General features: G+C 39.3%; 18 protein-coding genes. 6 read left to right on the forward strand and 12 right to left on the reverse strand.

Annotation, left to right across the window (positions count from 1 at the left end; genetic code table 11):
• Window positions 1-109: 109 nt before the first annotated feature.
• Both gcvP and gcvH read right to left on the reverse strand, forming a co-directional pair.
• Window positions 110-2989 (reverse strand): aminomethyl-transferring glycine dehydrogenase, encoded by a 2880-nt coding sequence (gcvP, locus tag C0W29_RS08060; RefSeq protein ID WP_045045235.1) that lies wholly within the window; start codon window positions 2987-2989, stop codon window positions 110-112.
• A 21-nt stretch (window positions 2990-3010) separates the two neighbouring features.
• On the reverse strand, window positions 3011-3391 hold the full coding sequence (gcvH, locus tag C0W29_RS08065; RefSeq protein ID WP_045045236.1) for a glycine cleavage system protein GcvH: 381 nt from the start codon (window positions 3389-3391) through the stop codon (window positions 3011-3013).
• 247 nt (window positions 3392-3638) lie between these two features.
• Here gcvH and gcvT point away from each other — a divergent pair, with 247 nt between their 5' ends.
• Entirely contained in the window at window positions 3639-4760 is a 1122-nt protein-coding gene (gene gcvT, locus C0W29_RS08070; RefSeq protein ID WP_045045237.1) for a glycine cleavage system aminomethyltransferase GcvT, read from the forward strand.
• A gap of 129 nt (window positions 4761-4889) precedes the next feature.
• On the opposite strand, the gene C0W29_RS08075 is transcribed toward gcvT, so the two are convergent.
• From C0W29_RS08075 to C0W29_RS08100, 6 genes are all read right to left on the reverse strand, one after another.
• Window positions 4890-5081, reverse strand: a complete 192-nt coding sequence (locus C0W29_RS08075; RefSeq protein WP_045043049.1) for a hypothetical protein — start codon at window positions 5079-5081, stop codon at window positions 4890-4892.
• Window positions 5082-5374: 293 nt separating this feature from the next.
• The gene (locus tag C0W29_RS08080; protein WP_045045238.1) at window positions 5375-6487 is read right to left on the reverse strand and encodes a M20/M25/M40 family metallo-hydrolase; all 1113 of its coding nucleotides are present in this window, start codon (window positions 6485-6487) and stop codon (window positions 5375-5377) included.
• Window positions 6488-6767: 280 nt separating this feature from the next.
• Complete coding sequence (gene tyrS / locus C0W29_RS08085; RefSeq protein ID WP_036792553.1) at window positions 6768-8042, reverse strand: tyrosine--tRNA ligase; 1275 nt, start codon at window positions 8040-8042, stop codon at window positions 6768-6770.
• 29 nt (window positions 8043-8071) lie between these two features.
• A complete protein-coding gene (locus tag C0W29_RS08090) occupies window positions 8072-9295 on the reverse strand; it encodes an amino acid permease (RefSeq protein ID WP_045043047.1) in 1224 nt (407 codons plus the stop codon).
• Between the two features lie 159 nt (window positions 9296-9454).
• Window positions 9455-11368, reverse strand: a complete 1914-nt coding sequence (locus C0W29_RS08095) for a pyridoxal phosphate-dependent decarboxylase family protein (RefSeq protein ID WP_045043046.1) — start codon at window positions 11366-11368, stop codon at window positions 9455-9457.
• Between the two features lie 225 nt (window positions 11369-11593).
• Window positions 11594-13027, reverse strand: a complete 1434-nt coding sequence (locus C0W29_RS08100) for an APC family permease (RefSeq protein ID WP_045043045.1) — start codon at window positions 13025-13027, stop codon at window positions 11594-11596.
• A gap of 1205 nt (window positions 13028-14232) precedes the next feature.
• On the opposite strand from C0W29_RS08100, the gene C0W29_RS08105 reads away from it, so the two are divergent.
• Both C0W29_RS08105 and C0W29_RS08110 read left to right on the forward strand, forming a co-directional pair.
• A complete protein-coding gene (locus tag C0W29_RS08105; RefSeq protein WP_045043044.1) occupies window positions 14233-14901 on the forward strand; it encodes an FCD domain-containing protein in 669 nt (222 codons plus the stop codon).
• Window positions 14902-15045: 144 nt separating this feature from the next.
• The gene (locus C0W29_RS08110; RefSeq protein ID WP_045043043.1) at window positions 15046-16227 is read left to right on the forward strand and encodes an amino acid aminotransferase; all 1182 of its coding nucleotides are present in this window, start codon (window positions 15046-15048) and stop codon (window positions 16225-16227) included.
• Between the two features lie 92 nt (window positions 16228-16319).
• Here the strand turns inward: C0W29_RS08110 and C0W29_RS08115 are convergent, their stop codons facing one another.
• The 3 genes from C0W29_RS08115 to C0W29_RS08125 form a co-directional block, all read right to left on the reverse strand.
• The gene (locus C0W29_RS08115) at window positions 16320-16700 is read right to left on the reverse strand and encodes a PH domain-containing protein (protein ID WP_036792538.1); all 381 of its coding nucleotides are present in this window, start codon (window positions 16698-16700) and stop codon (window positions 16320-16322) included.
• A gap of 263 nt (window positions 16701-16963) precedes the next feature.
• Window positions 16964-17788 (reverse strand): phosphate ABC transporter substrate-binding protein, encoded by an 825-nt coding sequence (locus tag C0W29_RS08120; protein WP_045045239.1) that lies wholly within the window; start codon window positions 17786-17788, stop codon window positions 16964-16966.
• Window positions 17789-17922: 134 nt separating this feature from the next.
• Window positions 17923-18345: a DUF3859 domain-containing protein gene (locus C0W29_RS08125; RefSeq protein WP_036792533.1), complete on the reverse strand. Its 423-nt coding sequence runs from the start codon at window positions 18343-18345 to the stop codon at window positions 17923-17925.
• Window positions 18346-18550: 205 nt separating this feature from the next.
• On the opposite strand from C0W29_RS08125, the gene C0W29_RS08130 reads away from it, so the two are divergent.
• The 3 genes from C0W29_RS08130 (at window position 18551) to C0W29_RS08140 (ending at window position 22258) form a co-directional block, all read left to right on the forward strand.
• Window positions 18551-19471, forward strand: coding sequence for a LysR family transcriptional regulator (locus tag C0W29_RS08130; protein ID WP_036792531.1), 921 nt, complete (start codon window positions 18551-18553; stop codon window positions 19469-19471).
• A 205-nt stretch (window positions 19472-19676) separates the two neighbouring features.
• Entirely contained in the window at window positions 19677-20786 is a 1110-nt protein-coding gene (locus tag C0W29_RS08135) for an NAD/NADP-dependent octopine/nopaline dehydrogenase family protein (protein ID WP_045043041.1), read from the forward strand.
• A 65-nt stretch (window positions 20787-20851) separates the two neighbouring features.
• Window positions 20852-22258 (forward strand): YfcC family protein, encoded by a 1407-nt coding sequence (locus tag C0W29_RS08140; protein WP_045043040.1) that lies wholly within the window; start codon window positions 20852-20854, stop codon window positions 22256-22258.
• Window positions 22259-22318: 60 nt separating this feature from the next.
• Here the strand turns inward: C0W29_RS08140 and C0W29_RS08145 are convergent, their stop codons facing one another.
• Window positions 22319-23143: a 5'-methylthioadenosine/S-adenosylhomocysteine nucleosidase gene (locus tag C0W29_RS08145; protein ID WP_045043039.1), complete on the reverse strand. Its 825-nt coding sequence runs from the start codon at window positions 23141-23143 to the stop codon at window positions 22319-22321.
• Between the last annotated feature and the right edge of the window lie 18 nt (window positions 23144-23161).

Raw genomic sequence — 23161 nt, forward strand, 5'->3', positions numbered from 1 at the left:
CAATTAGCTTCATCTATTCTGATGTATAATTAACTGTAGATTAGTGTACGATTAGTTATTATTCCAATAGTCTATTTATGTAAAAACTTTATTGTTCCAACAAAATTTTTTATTCATCGATATAAGTTTCAATGCTAGGGCAAGAACATATTAAATTGCGATCACCAAATACGTTATCAACCCGATTAACACTTGGCCAATATTTGTTATTTTGGGTGTGTATTGATGGAAAACAAGCAATATCCCGACTATAGCAATGCATCCATTCTGTAGTTCGTAGATCAACTTGAGTGTGGGGGGCATTTACCAATGGATTATCATCTAAAGGCCACTCACCAGTTTGTATTTGATTAATTTCTTCACGAATAGCAATCATTGCCTCACAGAAACGATCTAATTCGGTTAAATCTTCTGACTCTGTAGGCTCAATCATTAAGGTACCAGCGACTGGAAATGACATGGTCGGCGCATGGAAACCATAGTCCATTAATCGTTTCGCGATATCTTCTTCTGATATACCAGATGCTGCTTTAATTGGGCGAATATCGATAATGCATTCGTGTGCCACTCGGCCTTGTTTACCACGATATAAAATAGGGTAATGAGGTCGTAAGCGTTCCATCACATAGTTAGCATTTAAAATCGCTAGCTCAGTGGCTTGTTTAAGCCCAGCTTCACCCATCATAGCAATATAGCCATATGAGATTGGCAAGATGGAGGCTGATCCTAAGGCCGCTGCTGATACAGCGTATTGGTTAGTTTGAGGCTGTTGTGAATCAACATGACCGGGTAAGAAAGGGCTCAAATGTGATTTTACACCAATAGGTCCGACACCGGGGCCACCGCCACCATGTGGAATACAGAACGTTTTATGGAGGTTTAGATGTGAAACATCAGAGCCAATAAAACCAGGGCTAGTTAACCCAACTTGCGCATTCATGTTAGCGCCATCAAGGTAAACTTGGCCGCCAGCGGCATGTACTCGCTCGCAAACTTGCTGAATACCTTCTTCATAAACACCATGCGTCGAAGGATAAGTGATCATGATGCAGGATAAATTGTCACGATGTTGATCAATTTTTACTTGTAAATCATTGAGATCAATATTGCCTTGCTCATCACATGCCACCACAACTACTTGCATTGAAACCATTGCCGCAGAAGCGGGATTAGTACCATGAGCAGAGCTTGGTATTAAGCAGACATTACGGTGACTATTGCCATTGGCTTGATGGTAACGTTGAATGGCAATAAGTCCTGCATATTCACCTTGTGCTCCAGAGTTAGGTTGTAGTGAGACAGCATCATAACCTGTAATCGTGCATAACATTGCTGACAGTTTTTGGGCTAATTCTTGATAACCCAGTGTTTGTGCCGAGGGTGCAAATGGATGTAACTGGCCAAATTCTGGCCAAGTAACCGGAATCATTTCAGTGGCTGCGTTGAGTTTCATGGTGCAACTGCCAAGAGGGATCATGCCATGAGTAAGTGAATAGTCTTTGTTTTCGAGTTGCTTCATATAACGCATCATTTTGGTTTCGCTATGGTAGCGGTTAAATACGGGATGCGTGAGGAAATCACTCTGGCGACGGCAATGCTCAGGAATAGCGGCAAATTCATCATTGGCAATAGTGTCGGTGTAATAGCTAAGGTCGAGCGCTTGATTGGTGAGTAAATGAAACAGAGTACGAATATCATCAATTGAGGTCGTTTCATCTAAGCTAATACCGAGCTTATTGGGGTATTTGCGGAAGTTGATACCAGCGTCTAATGCTTGTTGATAAAGTGGTTCTGTTTGCTCTGCCGTGACTAAGGTTAAAGTGTCAAAGAAGTGACTATTTTCAATAATAAAGCCGTTATCTTGCAAACTTGCAGCCAATATGGCGGTAAAATGATGAACGCGGCGAGCTATTTTTTTTAGTCCCTCAGCGCCATGATATAACGCATAAAAAGCGGCCATATTGGCAAGTAATGCTTGGGCGGTACAGATGTTCGAGGTCGCTTTTTCTCGGCGAATATGCTGCTCACGGGTTTGCATTGCCATTCGTAGGGCGCTATTGCCTTTGGCATCTTTTGATACCCCGATTACTCTTCCTGGCATGGTGCGTTTGTATTGATCTTTAGTTGCCATGAACCCAGCATGAGGACCACCAAAGCCCATCGGTACGCCAAAACGTTGAGCGCTGCCAATCACGACATCCGCGCCCATTTCACCCGGTGGAGTTAATAGGGTTAATGCTAATAGATCGCTGGCAACCGTGACTAAGGTTTTTTTATTGTGTGCAGAGGCAATAATATTGGTTAAATCTTCAACATGGCCGTTAGTTGCAGGGTATTGCAATAAGGCGCCAAATACATCGTATTGCTCGAGCTTATCAGGATCATCGATGATGATATCCACCTCGATAAATTGAGCTCGAGTTTTAATTACATCAATGGTTTGCGGGTGAACATTTGCTGCAATAAAGAACTGCATGCTTTTATTTTTACCTGCACGTAGACATAATGTCATCGCTTCTGCCGCAGCTGTCGCTTCATCTAATAAAGAGGCATTAGCGAGATCCATGCCCGTCATATCCATGATCAACTGCTGAAAATTAAGCAATGACTCTAAACGCCCTTGTGATATTTCAGGTTGATAAGGAGTATAGGCGGTATACCAACCCGGATTTTCTAAAATATTACGTAAAATTACACTCGGGGTATAAGTATTATAATATCCCTGACCAATATAGCTTTTATTGATAATGTTCTTCGATGCAATTTGCTTCAGTGATGCGAGCATGTTCGCTTCACTTTGTGACACAGGCAATGCCATTGGCTCAGGCAATGCTATCGCCGCTGGTAGAGTTTGTTGGATAAGTTGCTCAATGCTTGATACACCAATTGTCGCTAACATCTGTTGTTGCTGCGATAGGCTTGGACCATTATGGCGTTGAGCAAAACAAGTATCATCACTAAGAATGCTGAGTAATGTAGTCGATGTCATTTTTCTTTCCTTGGCGTGGCATTATTCTTCAGCGATAGAAGCAAGGTAAGTGTCACTATCTATTAGTTCTGAAAGCTGTGATATATCGTCTAATTTTATTTTAGCGATCCAACCGCCGTTATAAGGGTCTTCATTAATAAGTTCAGGGCTATCATCTAATGAACTATTGGTTTCAAGAATTTGTCCACTCACTGGCGCGTAAATATCAGAGGCTGCTTTAACTGATTCCACCAATGAAAACGTTTTTCCCGCATCGGCTGCATCACCAATATCAGGCAGATCAACAAAAACGACATCACCTAACAATTTTTGTGCATGATCTGAAATGCCCATGGTGATAGTGCCATCACCGTTATCACGTACCCATTCATGGCTAGCTGTAAATTTTAGTGTCGTTTCCATGGCTGTACTCCTAGGGGTAGATTATGTAGGTAATCATGTTGATTAATATTGTTATTATTTATTTTTTAAGTAGGGATGTTAATTTGTTGATTTAAATTCTACGTAATCGTTTGCTTGTTGTCATAGCTATTTAACAATATTGCGGATCTGATCAAGATATCAACGATTGGCTTTTCCGTTCATGTTGTGCTTTTGGTAGGGTGAAACAATCGCTGGAGAATATCTGCTGTTATTGGAGTAAATCATCATGTCTCAACATTTATTACATACCCCGCTCTATGCTCTACATGTCAAGATGGGTGCTAAAATGGTTCCCTTTGCTGGTTATGAAATGCCTGTACAGTATGCTTTGGGGGTTAAAAAAGAGCATCTTCATTGCCGTAATGCTGCGGGGTTATTTGATGTTTCTCATATGGGACAGTTGCGTCTAAGCGGCGAAAATGCGGCGAAAATGCTCGAAATGTTAGTTCCTGTTGATATTATAGATTTGCCACAAGGTAAGCAGCGTTATGCTTTTTTCACTAATAAAGATGGTGGAATTGAAGACGATTTAATGGTGACGAATTTTGGTGATCATCTGTTCGTTGTGGTAAATGCAGCGTGTAAAAAGCAAGATATTGATCATTTACAGTCACATTTGCAAGCAGGTGTTGAATTGACTGTGATAGAGGATAGGGCACTATTAGCACTGCAAGGCCCTAAAGCGGTTGAGGTGTTAGCGCAATTAAATCCTCAAGTGCGCGATATGGTATTTATGGATGCCGTTCGTATCGAATTGTTAGGTCAAGAATGCTATGTCAGTCGTTCAGGTTATACCGGTGAAGATGGATTTGAGATTTCAGTGCCAAATTCACACGCAGAAGCACTAGCAACAGCTTTACTTGCAGATGAAAATGTTGAATGGATAGGATTAGGTGCACGTGATTCACTGCGTTTAGAGTGCGGGTTATGTTTATATGGTCATGATCTCGATCAGACCACGACACCGATTGAAGCAAGTTTGTTATGGGGAATCAGTAAAGTGCGTCGTAGTGGCGGTGAGCGTGCTGGTGGCTTTATCGGGGCTGATGTAATTTTAACGCAGATGGTGACTAAAGCGGTAACTCGTAAGCGAGTCGGATTGATTGGTCAAACGAAAGCGCCAGTTCGTGAAGGGAGCCTGTTATTTGATGCTGATGATAATCAAGTTGGGGTGGTAACCAGTGGTAGTTTTGGTCCCTCAATTGGTATCCCTGTAGCAATGGCATATGTTACGTTAACTAGCAGTAATGTGGATACAGTACTATTTGCAGAAGTACGTGGAAAGCGATTACCAATGACAGTAACGCAAATGCCGTTTGTTGCTCAACATTATTATCGCGGTAAATAGGGTATCACGGTAAATAAGGTATCGCGGTAAATAAGGGACAGTAATGAGTTGTTACTGTAGTGAATAAGATTCTTTATTGAGGCGTATAATGGCACGCCTCAGTGCTTAAGTATGAATAATTTATAAAACTTAAGTTATATTATTAAAATCTTTATAGACAGAACGAAACATTAACTGGAACCCTTCTTTTGTGAGTTCTTTTGCTTCGATTTTTGCGGTAGTTAAGCGTCGATAACACTCTGCAAGTGTTTCTATAAATAGATCTTTTTCTCTTGGTGTAAGATGTTGAATATCCATCGTAAAATCTTCTTTTTTGAGCATTGCGCTCTATATCTGAGATAGTATTATTATAATTAGATACAGATGTTAGTCGTAGTATCTTGCGTTCAATAATGGTCGTTATGATATGAACAGCTAGATTATATTCTATTTAGTTATGTTCTGGTAGAGGCTTGCTTCTATAATATAGTTAAATTAATTGTTAATAATATTAACTAGTTATTTAGTTTGATAGGTATATTTTTCAATGTAACGTCTTACTTATTTTTATAATAGATAATAACAAGTAAGACATTGTGATTGTTTTGTTGAATCGTGTTATTTTTGCTGTTTTTTTAGTTACTATTGCATAAGAATGTATACAGAAACTCAGTTATTTTAGTCATATCATCAACGGTAATAAATTCTTCAGTTGTATGAACTTTACTCATACCAGTCGATAGGTTGACAGTTTTCAAACCGTTACCATTAAATACATTCGCATCACTGCCACCACCGGTCGATTTGGTGAATGGTGTTAAGCCATTTGCGGTAAACGCAGCCATAATACTTTGTACGTGCGGATCATTATCATCAATGTGATAAGCATTATAAGAGCGAGTGGATTCAATATTGACGCTAGCACCGTGTTTAGCCGCGGCTTGTTCAAAGACCTCAATCATATGAGCTGCTTGTTGCTCAAGTTTAGTATTATTTAAAGAGCGAGCTTCCGCTGCAAGATAAAGCGAAGGCATGACGATGTTGGTTACTTGACCACCTTGAACAACCCCAATATTAGCTGTGGTTTCTTCGTCAATACGTGATAAACGCATGTTACTAATGGCATCAGCAGCAACCGTCAGCGCATTAATACCTTCTTCTGGCGCTAAGCCTGCGTGGGCTGGTTTACCTGTGATAGTCACTTTTAAACTCTGTTGTCCAGGCGCAGTTGTTATAATCGCTCCAATTGCGCCACCTGAATCTAATACAATTGCCTTATTAGCGGTGATGTAGCTCATATCAAACACTTTAGAGCCTTGTAAACCACCTTCTTCGTGAACAGTGAAAGCTAATTCGATGGTCTTATGTTCTCGATTTTCAGCTTGAATACAGCGTACTGCCTCCATAATGGCAGCAATGCCAGATTTATCATCGCCTCCCAGAATGGTATTACCTTTAGAACGAATAATCCCATCTTCAATAATCGGCTCAATATCATTACCTGGATTCACTGTATCCATGTGGCAACTAATCGCAATTGTGTCATTGATATTGCCATCTAAGCGAGCGTAGATATTAAAGCCGTTAGAAATAGCTTCTGGTACGGGTAGGCGATGGACACTGAAGCCTAACTCACATAATTGCTCAGCAAGCGTTTCGGCAATGGCTTTTTCATTACGCGATTCGCTATTGATTTTGATCAGTTCAATGAAATGGTTAATAAGGCGTTGCTGATTAATTGTCGACATAATTTAGCTTCAAGTTGTCATTGGGGATCATGACTGTAAACGTAAACTGCTGAATGCGACTTGGGGCTAAATCAAATTAATTGATGATTTATTAATAAAAATGTCAAATTATGATGTGTGAGTCTTATTTTATTGCGGCAATGATTGAGTGGTATAGCGACTCATTGAGTATGCGTGGAATTATTCGAGCCGTGGTTTAGATAATAAAAAACCACCGTTATTATAGTAACGGTGGTTTTTGTTGTTACCTATAAGCTAGATAGCAGTTATCCGTTAAGGATTAACCCCAAACGATAAGGCTGTAGTTTTTCTTACCGCGACGGATAAGAGTGTAACGACCAAACAGTTTATCAGCATCTTGGAACTTGTAGTAAGCGTCACTTACTTTCTCGCCATTAACCATGATAGCGTTTGACTCGATATGAGTTTTCGCTTGGCTACGAGATGTTGCAAGTTCAGCATTAACAAGCACTTGTTGAAGATCGTCTTCACTAGATGCTTGCGCCGTTGGCATACCATCTTGTGCTAGTTGAGCAAAATCAGACTCTGATAAGTGTTCAAGATCATTTTCAAATAGGCAGCGAGTAATGTTCTGTGCTGCTTCTAATTGTGCTTGACCGTGTACTAATGCTGTCGCTTTTTCTGCAAGAATACGCTGTGCTTGAGGTGCTTTACCACTGTTACGATCATCTTCTTCGATCTGTTGAATTTCTTCTTCAGAAAGGAAAGTAAAGAAACGTAAGAAACGGTATACGTCAGCATCAGCTGTGTTCATCCAGAATTGGTAGAACTTGTATGGGCTAGTTTTGCTTGGATCTAACCAAACTGCACCGCCTTCAGTTTTACCAAACTTAGTACCATCAGACTTAGTAATTAGCGGTACAGTCATACCGAATACTTGCTGTTGGTTCATACGACGAGTTAGGTCGATACCTGCTGTGATGTTACCCCATTGGTCAGAACCACCAATTTGTAGTTCCATCCCCATGTCTTTGTTCATGCTTGCAAAGTCATAAGACTGTAGCAAGCTGTAAGCGAACTCAGTAAAAGAGATACCTACTTCGTCACGGTTAATACGTTGCTTAACAGATTCTTTGCTGATCATTTGGTTAACAGAGAAGTGTTTACCAATATCACGTAAGAATGTTAGTACATCCATATTACCGAACCAGTCATGGTTGTTTACCATGCGAGCAGGGTTAGTTGCATTGTCAAAATCAAGGAAAGGAGAAACTTGACGTTGGATTTTAGTAACCCAGTCTGCAACAATATCTAAAGTGTTAAGTGAACGCTCAGTCGCTTTGAAGCTTGGATCTCCAATCATACCGGTAGCGCCGCCAACCAAGGCTACTGGATTATGACCCGCTTCTTGGAAGCGCTTAAGGCAAAGTAGAGGTACCAGATGACCTAGGTGCAAACTATCTGCCGTTGGATCAAAGCCGCAATATAATGTAATCGGACCTTTTGCTAAACGTTCGCTTAAAGCTTCTTCATCCGTAATTTGAGCGATCAGACCGCGATCTTTAAGCTCCTGAATTAAATTCAAATGATTCATGTGTTCTCCAATAATCATTTTATTTACGTTTAATTAAAAATAGGTACGGCATTATTCAATGTCAGTATCTGGTTTATTATGACTTGTAGACCAATAAATCCTACAACAAATAACGCTATATTATTTGTCGCTACATTATATTCAATTTGATGTTGTTTACCACGAAGTTTTCTAAGGGCAAGCACAGGAAATAGAATTGCTAGGATTGTTAAGAAAATTGCTGCTGCACCTAAAGCAGGAACAAAGCCATTAGGATACACTAGAGTGAAAACCAAAGGTGGCAAGTAGCATAGTACAGCAGTCATTAATCTATCTGTTGTATTATTACCACGTTTGAAGGTACTTGCCAATGAATCAAATAACCCTAATGAAACACATAGATAGGAAGTGAACATGGCGATGGACGAGAAAGCACCAATTAGGTAAATAATGTTGTTATTTTGAATAAATATCTGCATTTGTTGAAGCATAACGCCAACACTTGAGCCGTGTTGTGCAACATATTGAAAACTATGGTTACCAAATCGAGGTAACGAGCCCAACATGCTAATCTCCCAAATAATATAAACAATGAGAGGAATTAAACCACCAGCAACAAAAATATTGCGCAATGTTTTCGGTTTATCACGGCCAATATATTTCACCATACTTGGTACACTGCCATGAAATCCAAACGCAGTAATAAACACTGGGATCGCTGCAAAAGCATATTTGGCTGAGTCGTGGTTGTTGACTAAAAAATGACCATGAAGATAAGGGATTATCGTAATAACAAGGATAAAGAAAATAACAATGTTACTAGTAAATAATACGCGGTTAGCAATATCAACTGCTTTGGTGCTAATAAATACAATGGTTGCAATAATTACAGTGAATAGAATTGCAATGGTATGAGATGATAACGATATATGAAAATAATCAGTAAAATCACTTTTATATATAGAAGAAGCACCTGCTATATAAGCACATGATAATGCATAGAGTAATAATAAGAGCGATATATTAATAACCCATTTACCGGGTTTACCAAATAAATCATAGGCAATAGCTTCAAGACCAGTACCTTCAGGATAATTAAGACAAACTTCTAATAACATTAATCCGGTATAGGTCATTACTCCCCATAAAACGGTCAATAGAAGAATGGTGTTATAAATGCCTAACCCCGCAGAAATTAAGGGTAAAGCAAGCATTCCAGCACCTAGCATAGTGCCTGAAATAAGTAGTGTCGCGCCAATAGACTTTACATTCATGACGATTGTCCTGCAGATAGTACCTAATAGTTACCAAGGTATTAGGTAATAAGAACTTAACTGTCGATAATAAATAATCGACGATAATTAATAAATATATAAATTGGTTTCATTATTATAAAAAAACGCCAGTCATAAAGACTGGCGCTGTATTCCTTATTAAGCAGCTGTATGTGCTAATTTTTGTTTATTTTCTTCATCAATAATTTCACTTAGAAGGCTTGTGAATACATCACGAAGGTTATTCCAGTAATTATTAAAACGAATTTCATCACGTAGGAAGTGAGTCATAACCGCTGAACGAAGAATATAAACAGAACCAACTGTATTCCATTCGTTATCGCTGAAACCGCGGCTTTCTGCGTAAAGACGTGGTGTTTGACCATATTCTTCTTCTGATAGAGAAGTAGAAGAGGTTAGGAAGTCTTTAGTATAAGTACGGCCAGTAGCGTAAGAACATAGTTCGTAAATGCGTTGGTTTAGTTTGTTGTGCGCTTCTAAGCTATCGTTACCGATTTCTTTGAAGGTAAAATCAACCATATGGAAGTCTGGGTGCATAAGAGGACGAACCTCAAAACGACGCCCATCGACAACAAATGGTTCTGCTGTTGCTAGTTTCTTAGCGAACCAATCGGCAGTTACAATACCACGGCCGATAACATGACCATAGCCACTTACATTTAACGGAACAAGACGGTGTGCAGCCCAAACAGCTGCAGCTGTAGCACCTGCTTTTGAGCCTTCCATGATAGAAGAGCCTAGTACTACTTGCTTATCTTCATCGTTATCATCGTCAGCTTCTTCAAATACATAAGCTGCGTGGTAAGAGATTAAGTCAACAATACGCTTATCTTTCATTGCAACAGCACCAGCAGCGTACTGAATGAAACCCACTTTATGTGGATCGACAGTAATAGAATCTGCTTCAGACATAGCAGCAAATGCATCGTAAACGTCACGTTTTGGCCATACCACACCTTCTGGAATGATCTCATCGTTACGATAACGTTCAATTAATGCATCATATTCCATGAATTGGTTGTCATCATCAAGGAACATAGAACGAACGTAACCACCGTAAGCAGCATCAACATGTACGTAGAAAGATGAGCCGTATTTCTCTTCACATTCTTGGCGAAGTTTCATTACTTCATGAACAGGGTCAATAGAGCCTTCTTCTGTTGTACCTACTACTGATACCATTCCTAGGATCGGAGTACCTTCTTCCATTAGTTTGAAGGTTACTTCACGCATTTTTTCAACGTCAGTACGGTAGTTACCATCAACTTCTAGTGGAATAATGTGTTCTTGACCTAAGCCAAGTACGTCCATTGCTTTCATCCATGAGTAGTGCTTAGAACGAGGAACAAGGAATTTACCTAATTTACCCGCATCAACCCCGACGCCACGTGCTGTTAATGCACGAACTTCTTCAAAAATACCGCGTTTTTTCAATTCATCAGTTAAATCAAGAATATCTTTAGATTTCATATTCAGTAACTGGTGCTCAGTCATACCTTCAACAAGATCTTTTGACTTATCACAAGCTGCAATCGCGAGTGGCATTGTTTTAAGGTTACGTGCAACCCAAACACCTTCATAGTTAGCAACTGTACCGCCTGAAGTGATATGTGCCCATGATTTGTTTACATCGTAGCCAAACATGCGGCATAGGTCATGACCTGCAGCCAACTCAAGTTCTGTAGTCACAGGAGAAGCCTCATGTGCACAGTTATTTGGGTTGTAAAGCATGGTCATCACGTATGCAAGGTTTGATACCATTAATGTATCGGCATTCATATGGCCAAGGTAACGAGGTGAGAACCAAGGCACTGACTTTGTTTTAAGACGTGCAGATAGATCTTGTAGAATGCCTTCAGTACGGTAAAGCGTATCGCGGAAATCAGGCTGATGTTGTGTAACAGGCGTCATTAATGGCGCATCTTCAGGGTGGAAATCAGAACGCCAGTGCATATGTTCACTGATTGCGTAATCCATCATTTCTTTAAAGAATACTTGGTTTTCTGATTTTGGACCTAAGAATAGGGCATCTACGTTCATTTTGTCGCTCATAATAAAACCTATTTACTTATCAATAAACGCAATTCAAAAGACGGTTTGTGAGTCGTAATGAATATATTGTTTTAGTAGTTAATTTAATAATTTTTGGTCTGAGACCGCTAAATCGATTGTTATAAAGAGAGGAAAGCCATTACCAATAGCTCATTAATTGTATTAACGGCTTTCTCTCTATTACCTGCGATAGCGTTGATAACGTTAAGGAGGTTTTGCTATTTATTAATGTGCTTTAGCCGCGGCTTTTGCTAGTTCAGCTTTATTTGAACGCTTACCCCATGCGTATACGATAATTGGGATAATCACCATGACAAGTAAGCCGAAGAACTGGAAGTTGAAGTAACTGCTTGCAGTACCAACGTAGCTTGATGGAGCTTGGAAGCCAAAGTAACCCGCTAGTAGACATGTTGCGATACCTAAGCCTGAGCAGATCCACATACCGATGTTGCCACCAGGAACTGTAAAGCTACGTTTCATATCAGGACGCTTGTAACGTAGGTAGATTGCAGCAGAGAACATTAGTAAGTAAGCAACGATGTAAACAAGAGACGTTAGACCTAGTAGCATAAAGTAGAATGAATCTACGTTAGGCATTACACAGATAAGCACACCAACAATTGAGATTAGGATAGCTTGTAGGTAAATAAGGTTAACAGGCACGCCTTCTTTGTTGGTTTTTTGTAGAACTTTAGGTAGTGCACCTGCGTTAGCTGTTGCTTGTAGACCACGAACTGGACCAAGAACCCATGAGTTCACCTGACCTGCAAGACCGATCGCCATACAAATAGCCATGATAGGTGTTAACCAACCTAGACCCCACATATTGAAGTAAGTCTGGAATGCTTGGATAAGACCTGCGGTCATTGAAATGTGTTTAGTTGGAATACCGATGAAGATTGCGAATGAACCAACAACAGAAACAATAACCACAAATAGTGCAACTAGGAACACAGCAATAGGGTAGTTACGCTCAGCATTTTTAACGTGGGATACGTTTGACGCTGATACTTCCATACCCATAACTACGAATACGAAACCAATGAATAGTGCCCAAGTCCCTTTATCTGAAAAATCAGGAATAAGGTTTGCTGTACTAAATGAAAGATCCGTAACAATAGGGTGACCACCTGCAAGGTAAGCGATCGCACATGCTACAAGAACGAAGAAAGGTAAGAACACACCCAAGATTACACAAAGAGTGGATACCCAACCTAGTGTTTTAACACCACGCATATTACCTAGCGTACATGCCCAATAAACCACTAAGATTACGGCAAGAATGTACATCTTGTTTTGTGCTAATGCAGGATCAAAAGCATAAGCAAAAATTGCGCCGACAATCATCAGAATTGATGTCATGCCGAAAACCATTTGAATCCATTGCATCCATACGGCAACGAAACCCATGCGCTCGCCAAATGCCTCACGAACCCAGATAAAGATACCACCATCTTCAGGCCAAGCTGTTGCTAGCTCTGCCGAAACAAGTGCCGTTGGAATCATAAAACAAATTGCTGCAGCTAACGTTAGGAATATCGTCATCATTCCTGGCTGCGCTGTCATTGGGAGTGTACGTACACTCATAACAACCGCAGCGGTAATCATGACGAAACTAAATACGCCAATTTTAGCGGGTGAAGCATTAGAGCTTGCCATTGTAGACCTCAAAATCTATCAGTTAAGCAGTAAAGACTTAAAAAACGATACTCTATAACTCATCTTAAAATATCGATATTTAAACTGTCTGTCCGTAAAAATCGATTTTATAGTAATGATCGATTTTACTTTTGTGAAGCGAATTTAGCTGTCAAATTCCGATAGTTTAATTTGCATTTTTAAGCAATTGTCGTTTTGGTGATAGTTGTATATTACGAGGAATTGGTACTAACCAGTTTGCATATGGATTAAAAGTGGATGATTAGCGTAATAAGCGGGTGATCATTACGATGACTAAACTTGTAGCAAATGCGCTAATGGTCGTGATGAATAAGGTGACGGCAGGAGATAAAATATACAGGGAAATATAATGACCATTAGTTTTGCTAATGATGCTTATGATGTAAGGCATTGTAATAGAAAGAAATACACAAGAAACCCAAGCGAAAAACAATACCCATGCTGAATAGGATTGGATGACAATGAGTACTTTGTTATGGAAATATTCATATTGTTTAATAATATAATGTAAGCTAAATAGAGGCACTAATGACCACAGAATGATAGCGAGACTAAATATACTGTGTTGGTGGTGCCAATTGAACATAATTATATTAATGAGAAATATGCTAATAATAGAATAAAGACGGTAAGTCATAGTAGTAAAAGGTAAGTTAGGCATTAATGTCTATGATTGTATTTTTTATTAGGCATAAATATCGCTATATCGCTCATAAAAAAGCACAAGAACGACTATTTCTAAATATTATGGTTATAAAAATAACATTTGGTGAGTTTATATGTGTTTATGGTATCTTTGGGTGGCATAATAGGATTGAATTTTGTTAGTGTTGGTCGTTTAAGGTATTAATTTAAAAGGTTTATATTTTGGTCTTCGCTATAAATTATCATTGTTAGTATAAAAAGCTGATTATTGTAGATAATGCGTTATCTTATTTAATGTTAAATTAATGTATTATTATATTAGCGATTTAATATTACATGAATAGTTATTTGCTTTATTAGCATTAAATTAATAATAAAGTTACTGGTAAGTAGTAAGATTTTTGTAATATGTATGCGTGAAAATATTCGGTAATGATAAGTGATTGGGTCTTAGATAACGCCGAGTTCTATATTGTGTGTAACAAAACTAGATGGTTGATATGAATAAAGACAACTTTGCAACCATAAGCGATAGAGTAATGTGCCAAATTAGGCATGATATCTTATGTGGTGAATTTGAAGCTGGGCAGAAGCTTATTCTGAGTGAGTTAAAAGAACGCTACCAAGTGGGCGGAACACCATTGCGGGAGGCGATGGTGCAATTATCATGGCAAAAATATGTCACAATGAAACCACAGAAAGGATTTTGGGTTGCTGATGTATCGTTGGATGAGCTACGGGGTATTTTAAAAACTCGGTTAGCATTGGGGCATGTGGCATTACAAGATGCGATTAAAAAGGGTGATGAGGCTTGGGAGTTACAAATTTTAACCGCTTTCCATAAACTGAATCGTTTAGACCCAGAATCGATATTGTTTGATTACGATGAATGGGAATTACGCCATAAAGAGTTTCATTTATCGTTGGTAGCCTGTGATGGATCTGAATTTATTCGAGAAATGATCTCTCATATCTATGATCAACAAGAACGCTATCGTCATTTTCTACTGAATGCGCGTTTGTCACCAGAAAAACAGTATCATGATAACGGTGAACATGAAGCGTTGATGAAAGCAGTATTAGCACGCAATGCTGATTTAGCGTGCCAATTGTTAGAAGAACATAGCGAGCGTTTATACCGCTTACTTGAAGAAGCGCCATCGTTAAAAGCATTGCTTAATTTACCCGGTGATGAAACGATTTGGTAATAGTCATCAATAATTGATTAAGTTATGAAGCTTAGCTTAATCAATTCCTTATCGTAATTTAAATGTGTGATGTGATTATTTCTAATGACGGCATGAAATTGAAATGCTAATTTGAATTCATGCTTGTTAAATGGAATTTAATCAATGTTCACACAACTTTCTCCCGCACAACCCGATCCAATATTGTCATTATCATTAATTTATAATTCTGATCAGCGTGATAATAAGATGGATCTCGGGATTGGTGTTTATCGTAATAATCATGGTCAGACTCCGATCATGACGGCTATCTCACAGGCTGAGCAACGATTACTGCAAACTCAGACAACTAAATCTTATGTAGGTTTAGCTGGTAGCGAGGTATTTAATCAATGCATGATTGATTTACTACTTGCTGGTACTTCTGCACATTGTCGTACTGTCGGCGTTCAAACCCCTGGCGCGAGTGGTGCATTGCGAATGCTCGCTGATCTTATTCATGTAGCTAATGCGAATACCACGGTGTGGTTAACTGATCCAAGTTATGTTAACCATAAACCTGTAATGGAAGCCGCTGGACTTAAAGTTAAATTTTATCCTTACTTTGACAGTGTTACTAAGCGAGTAAATACTGATGCAATGTTATCGACATTAGCGCAAGCCGGTAGTAATGATGTGGTATTACTGCATGGTTGCTGTCATAACCCAACGGGTGCTGATATTGGTATTGAAGATTGGCAAGCGATTACGGCATTAGCGAATAAAAATGGTTTTATGCCGTTTGTTGATATGGCATATCTTGGTTTCGGAGATAGCCTTGAGCAAGATGGTGCCGGCTTGAAGTTTATGGCTGACAATATTGAAGAAATGGTGATTGCAACCTCATGTTCAAAGAACTTTGGTTTATACCGCGAACGTACCGGGGCAGCGTTGCTAGTGGGTAATACGATTAACAATGCTCAAAACGCAAAAGGTCGCATTCTAACTTTAGCGCGTGCAAGTTATACCATGCCACCGGATCATGGCGCTGCACTTGTCGCTGATATTTTGACTGATACTGCGCTAACTGCCGTATGGAAACAAGAATTGACTATGATGCAACAGCGTATTATTGGGTTACGTCAGCGGTTAGTGAAAACATTAGCTGCTAAAGGGTGTGATCAATTTTCGTTTATTGCGGATCATAAAGGTATGTTCTCAATGACAGGGTTGTCGCCAGAACAAATTATGCGTTTGCGTGATGAATTTGCAATTTATGCGGTAGGCGATGGCCGAGTTAATATCGCCGGTTTGCAAGAACAACAGATAGATTACCTTGCTGATGCATTGATTGCTGTCACGCAGTAATCACTGATTTTTTGAAGCTGTAAATAAGAAAAGGTTCGCTATATGGCGAACCTTTTACATTGATGTCTGAATATTGTTTAGTGGGGTTGTTGTTATTTGCCTGCAATCTTTGCAGCGAGTAAGCCTTGTAAAGCGTAGACATTGGTTGAACCATTAAATTCAAGTGCAATTGGGTCGTGTTGACCTGAGATCCACAGCTTTAATTCCGCATCTAGATCAAAGTGGCCCGTTGTTTCCACGGTATACATCGTAATTGATTTATAAGGTATAGAGCGATATTCCACTTTGCGGCCCGTTAATCCTTGCTTATCAATTAAAATTAAGCGGCGATCCGTTAAAATGATCATATCGCGAATTAATTTATAGGCTAATTCGATTTGTTCTCCCTGGCCTAAAATTGTTGCTAACTCTTCGGTAGCATCGTCAATACTCATTTCACCGGCATTGCCCAAGATAGCGTTAAATAGCCCCATGATTTATATCCTATAAAATAATTTACGAGTGGGTATTGAACGCAGTCTAATCGAATTGTGTTTTTTATGCTAGTGTCGGTGAGTTTGAACACGTAACGTACAATCTAAAGAAATGATAAGGTTGGAAATATAAAAAGCGGCAAGCTATTACAGAAGAAAATATGTATAAGTTTACACCCAAACCACAATGAAAGTGCTTTGGGTGTCGGTTCATTCAATTATAGCCGAAAGGAAGGGGGTGGGTCCTTATCTGGCTAACTCATTTAGGACATTGAGATGTAGCCTTTGTCTTTAATTATTTTTTGCCCTGCTGGCGACATAATCCAGGCCAAGAAAGCTTTGGCTGCTGGTTTAAGTTTTCCTGGTTGATTAAGTACTAAGAATGGACGAGATAGTGGGTAAGTGTTGTTTATTACATCAGCAACTGATGCTTTATGGCCATTGATCGCCACAGCTTTAAGGGTTTTATCTATTGAGCCGAGGGAAACAAAACCAATGGCGTCTTTGTTATTGGCGACGATAGTTTTTTCAATACCATTACCGCTGGCTACTTGTGCGTGTTGGCTAATTGTTGAGACTTTCATACCATTGATTGTCGTTGTTAGTCCTATTAATTCTTCAAATGCTCCTCGTGTACCAGATCCGTTTTCACGGGTTGTGACTACAACGGGATCACTATTTCCACCCACGCCTGACCACTGAGGAATATCGCCTTCAAATATTTGCTTAATCTGCTGTTTCGTTAAATTGTTGACTGGGTTTGTTGGGTTAACAACCACAGCAATACCATCACGTGCGATTTCAGTTTCAACCAGGCCTGATTTTTTTTCTTTTGCAGACAGGTTGCGTGAAGCCATACCGAGATCATTAACACCTTCAATTGAAGATTTAATGCCTGCACTTGATCCTGTACCGTTAATATCAATAAACACATCAGGGTGATTTTGGTGGTAAGTTTCACCTAAGACTTCCATTACTTCTGTGACTGAGGTTGAACCTGAAACGGCAATGTGCTCGCTTGCCATTGCCGTCGCTGACATTGTGATGCTGGCTGTGATTAATGAAAGCGCGAGTAAAGACTTAGTCATGTGGCGTCCTTTAAAGTGATTAAATTGTTTAGGGACTAAATTAAAGGGCTAATGTGACAGCTTTGTTTCAAACTATAACGCCAGATTGTAAGGTAAGATCTCAAAAATAAGCGCAGATGTTAAAAACAGCTTAGTTAACAACCGCGACGTTTCCAGAATTGGTTTTCATCATGGCTGTAAACGTTAAAGGTTTTCTCCGCGATAATTGTATTGTTTATTTCTAGGGTCATTCTCCAATCACCAATTTTGTTGTCAATCGGTGCCCAGATAGTATCGCCGAGGTAGAAATCCCAATCGTTGTTGCGGATATACAATTCACCATCAAAAGGTGCCATGATTTCGCCATCAGCGTCAGTGATATTAGGGTGATAAATACAGTAGCGGATTTTTTCGCCTCGTGCTTTTTTGATATTAACCGTAAAGCCAAACTCAATATCGATTTCTGCAGGTACATCTAAAGTGAATTGTTGGATTTTGGGTAATTTTTTTGCTTTAGAGTCCCACGTTGAATAAATCCCGTATGAGTCGATACGAATAATTGCTTTTGATTTTGCCATTATAGAGCCGTTATTGCTGGTGGATGAGCCACTATTATAGCGACAAATACAAACTGACTACATATCATTAAGTATGTTACTTGCTTGAAATTATGATTATAAGGTTATGTTTTATTTGATGTTGTAGTTTGCTTTAAGCGTCAAAGTTTTTATTAACAATAGTGTTTATGATGGAACACCGTTATTAATATGTATACTAGTGCTTATGAAATTGTCGTATCTAAATGCTTTTCGTGCTGTTGTTGAATGCCAAACCGTAACCGCTGCTGCAGAATTATTGAATATCAGTCAACCTGCGGTTAGTCGTTTATTATCAAGTTTAGAAGATCAATTAAAATTTAAATTGTTTATTCGTCAGCGTAACCGGTTAGTGTTAAGTGATGAGGGCCAAGCATTTTATTTAGAAGTGGCAAAAGTGTTTGATGCCGTTAATGGTTTAGACAGCGCTGCTGAAGCGATTAGAACTCATCATGTAGGATCATTAACGATTGCTGCAATGCCTGTACTTTCGCATGCATTTTTACCGCGAATATTAGCTAATTTCTTACAGCATAACTGCCAAACTAAAATTGGCTTAAAAACCTATCGTTCTGAAGATGTTGTACGCCAAATTCAAACGCAAACTACTGATATTGGTTTTGCGTTTACTACTAATGATATCGCTGGTGTAACCAGCCAAACAGTATCATGTCAATGTGTTGTATTAATTCCAGCATCATCGCCATTAGCACTTAAACGACAACTATCAGTGACTGATTTGGGAAGTGAGTGTGTGATTCGGCATGAAAAAGACATGATTCAGCGCTGTCTTGATAATTTATTACGCCGGCATGAAGTTAAAATTAATAAACAAATTGAGGTATCACTGGCAAGTACTGCCGCAGCTTTAGTTGCTGAGGGGGTCGGCATTGCGATTACTGATCCTTTTACAGCGTATTTAGCCAATGAAACACGAGATGTTGTTATACGACCATTAGCGTTTAATTTACCGTTTGAATTTACGATTTTATATCCAGGATTAAGACCAATTCATCGACATGCTGAACGTTTTATTGAGCAGTTTATGTTAACTGCAGATAGGATGGATATTTACTTAAAAGTCGGTCCGATGCATAGCCTATCATGACCCTAAATAGCAATAGGTCACATTATGCATATGATGGCGTGAATGATGTATTTTTCACTATCTAACTGTATTTAAAGACTTTAATTTTAATTTACGGAGAAGCTATAACCTAAAGACATAGTATATTGAGGTTATAGTATTATTTCTTATACCTGATTTTTCTTAATGTGATTTTTATCTTATGTCATTACATTAAGGAATAACCATGACAACGCGTGTTTCTATTATTGGTTCAGGTAACGCAGGGCTGACAGCAGCATATCATCTGACATTGCACGGTGCTGATGTATGTTTATATGGCGCGACAGGATTTGATCAACCGTTAGCAGATATAGAAAACAAGGGAGGGATCACAGCCTTAGCTACCTGTAACGATGTTGAGTTATCTTTTGCTGGTTTTCAAGCCATTGAGACTATCACTCGCGACCTGAAACAAGCGGTCGATTACGCCGATATATTGATTTTACCGGTTCCATCTTTTGCTCAAGAGCCGTTATTTCGTTCAATGTTGCCGCATTTAAAAAATGGGCAATTGATTATGTTGATGCCTGGTAATTATGGTTCATTAGTATTAAATAAAATTAAGCATGATGAGGGCTATCACGATTTAGATCTGACTTTTGTCGATGCGATCTCAATTCCATGGGCGACACGCATTGTGGGCCCAGCGGAATTAGCCATTTTGGGTATGAAAAATTATCTTCCTGTTGCAGCCTTGCCTGCTCATCGAACGGAAGTTGCTATTACACGTCTACAACCTTTGATGCCATTACCTTTAACGGCATTAGATAATGTTATTGCTGCTGGATTAGAAAATATTAATTTTGGTGGTCATCCATTACTTACCACATTGAATATGGGCTTGTTAGAGAATTTTGACGGCCAATTTAATTATTATAAAGATTGTTGTTCCGTATCAACTGCACGTGCTGCTGCAGTCATGGAAAATGAACGATTGGCGATTGGGCAAGCGCTTGGTCTGCATTTAATAACAGAACTTGATGCAATGAATGCCTTGTATGACATGGAGTGTAAAACCGTTTATGACGTTAATCGTACCTCAGAAACCCACGGCAAACTAAACAGTGCTCCTAATTCTGCAAGCAACCGTTATATCACCGAAGATGCTGCTTATTTATTGGTACCATGCTACGAGTTTGCGCAATTAACAGGGGTTGATACGCCAATCATTACTGCATGCCTACATATTGATAATGCCTATAACGATACTGACTACTTTAAGTGTGGTCGAACATTGAAGCAAATGGGACTCGAAGGAATGGCTGTTACCGACATCATGGCATATGTCGCGTAATACAAAAAAAGCATAAGTCTCTAAAGGGGCAGATAGATGGAGCCCCTATTTTCAAGGATCTCTTTATGAAAACGCTTAAATTTCCTTCAGCTTATACGATATTAATGTTGCTTACTGTTTTAATGGCAGCCTTAACATGGTTGATCCCTGCGGGTCAGTATCAAATGGTCAATAATGAGACCTTAGGAAAAATGGTACCGTTAGTGGGGTCTTATCAGACAGTTGCCGCTAATCCTCAAGGATTCCTCGATGTATTAATGGCGCCAATTCAAGGCTTTTATGATCCAGCTAATTATATGGCACGCGCCGTTGATGTTGCTTTATTTGTACTTGTTATTGGCGGCTATTTGGCTGTAGTTACTCGCACAGGTGCTATCGATGCTGGTATTGCTAAAACAATGGTACGTCTAAAAGGTAAAGAGCGGTGGATGATCCCTATTTTAATGGGCTTATTTGCTTTGGGAGGTACAGTATATGGTATGGCTGAAGAGACTATCCCATTTTATGCATTACTTATTCCGGTGATGATTGCTGCTGGTTATGATTCAGTTGTTGGTGTCGCCATTATTATGGTTGGTGCTGGAATTGGTTGTTTAGGTTCGACGATTAATCCTTTTGCGACCGTTATTGCATCTAATGCTGCGGAAATAAACTTTGTCGATGGTATTGGGTTACGATTAGCTATCCTAATTATTGGTTGGTTGGCGTGTGTTATTTATGTCATGCGTTATGCTGATAAAGTTAAACGTGATCCATCATTGTCTTTAGTCGCCGAACAGCGAGAAGCAAATAAAGCATACTTCTTACATGGTAGTGATGAAACTGCACCTGAATTAACGCTTACTCGTAAAATTGTGTTAGCTATTTTTGGTTTTACGTTTGCAATTATGATGTGGGGAGTTGCAGCTGAAGGTTGGTGGATGGCTGAGCTTTCTGCATTATTTATTGGCTCTAGTATTGTTGCGGGACTCGTTGGTAAATTATCTGAAGTTGAAATTACTGACAGTTTTATTAATGGTGCGCGTGATTTACTTGGGGTTGCGTTAATTATTGCGATTGCACGTGGACTGGTGGTGGTGATGGATGATGGCAATATTACCCATACCATTTTAAATTTCGCTGAAGGCTTATTAGTGGGTTTGCCGCAAGTGTTATTTATTAACGCCATTTATTGGATAGAAGCGGTATTGTGTTTAGTTGTACCATCATCTTCGGGGTTAGCAGTGTTATCAATGCCTATTCTTGCGCCATTAGCTGATTTTGCTGGCGTGAGTCGTGAGTTGGTTGTTACTGCGTTTCAATCGGCATCAGGGCTACCTAACTTAGTGACGCCAACATCGGGAGTGGTAATGGGAGGCTTGGCAATTGGTAGGATTGGTTATTCGACATGGCTACGCTTTATTGGTCCATTACTAGGTTTTTTAACCGCGATGGTAATGGTATTACTTAGTCTAGGGGTAATGTTGGGTTAATTTTATTTCTGAAAATCAGATAACAAGGGCGCTGATATCGCCCTTGTTATTTTGTCAGTATTAGTTACGTATCATGATGAGTTTTTTGGTGTAATCAAGTACAAACTGCTGACAGTCAACCGCAGTTTGTGGATCAAAATCTTGTAGGTGCAGATCGGTATTAGACAAAATACGGATGCCAATAAAAGGTACTTTATAAGCTTGAGCAACTAATGCTGCTGATGAGGTTTCCATTTCTTCTACTGCCGTATTAAAGTTGGTATGCAACCAATTAATACGATCAACTTCGCGGTTCCATTCATCAGCAGTGCCAATAATACCGGTTACTACCTTGCCTTTTTTATAACTACTCGCTATTGATTGCGCGATATCAACTAAACCTTGGTCAGCATAGAAAGCATTATGATCAACTAATTTACCTTGATCACGTAAGCGCATGGTGACGCTAAAATTCTGCCATTGAGTGGGATCGATGCCTTTTCCTTTTGGGGTAAATTCTGATTTATATGCCCCCATATTAAAACTGGTTTTACCAATAACGATATCACCACGTTGTAACTGCGGATCATGCCCACCAGATGTACCCTGATTAATAATTAAGGTTGGCTTAAAACGTTCTATTGCTAGCGTTGTTGCTGCTGCAGCATTAGCAATACCTACTTCTGTACGAGAGACCACCACCGGATAATTATTAATTGTTCCTTGCCAAAATGTCCATGCACCGACTGTTGTTTGTGATTTATTTTCAAGTGCATTTATTAGGGTCGTAGTTTCTATATCCATTGCGCCTTGAATCAAGATTGGAGCTGAAGGTGGCGTGGCTGCAACAGTTATTGGTGACAAAATAAGGCAGCAAAGTATGATACCGCGTTTTAGTAATGACATTGATTTTCCTAATAGGTT

It is taken from the genome of Photobacterium kishitanii (assembly GCF_003026355.1).
Taxonomy (GTDB): domain Bacteria; phylum Pseudomonadota; class Gammaproteobacteria; order Enterobacterales; family Vibrionaceae; genus Photobacterium; species Photobacterium kishitanii.